Here is a 604-nt window from a genome sequence, read left to right on the forward strand (position 1 = left end):
CTGTGGCCCAGAGGGGTCGCGCGACCGTCGTCGTCGACCGCACCCAGGCCTCGCAGGGCCCCCTCGGCTTCCCGTGCGGCCCGTTCCGGCAAGGGATCGGGCAAGCTCAACCCGACGCCGCGCGGCGTGCCCCACACGGCCAGCGTCAACATCGCGTCCGTCAGGTCACCCGTGGCGATCTCGGGAGCCGACTGTTCGGGCATGGCCGCCCACGTACGCTCGTCATGGCAGCGGACCACCTGCCCCGGCCCCAAGCGGGCGGCGCGTCCCGCACGTTGGTCCGCCGAGGCCTTGGACGCCGCGACCGTGACCAGCCCGGACATGCCGCGCACCGTGTCTCGCCGAGGCACCCGCGACAATCCGGAATCCACGACCATCCGCACGCCGGGCACCGTCAAGGAGGACTCGGCCAGTGCCGTGGACACGACGATTCGCGCTCGTTCGTTCGGTCCGCGGCCGGACACCGCGCGGTCCTGGGAGCGCGAGTCGATCCGCCCGTGCAGTTCGAGAACCTCCACGGCCTCCGCGTCCACGGTTGCGCGGATCCGTTCGGCCACCCGGGCGACCTCCCAGGCACCCGGGAGGAACACGAGAACATCCGAAT

1 protein-coding gene is annotated in these 604 nt (G+C 72.2%); it reads right to left on the reverse strand.

All coding sequences use genetic code 11. From position 1 onward, the window contains the following. The coding region (locus GTW58_RS13585; protein WP_280842330.1) for a helicase-related protein at positions 1–604 on the reverse strand (604 nt) is incomplete at both ends.

Source organism: Kocuria subflava, from assembly GCF_012163155.1.
In the GTDB taxonomy this organism is placed as follows: Bacteria; Actinomycetota; Actinomycetes; order Actinomycetales; family Micrococcaceae; genus Kocuria; species Kocuria subflava.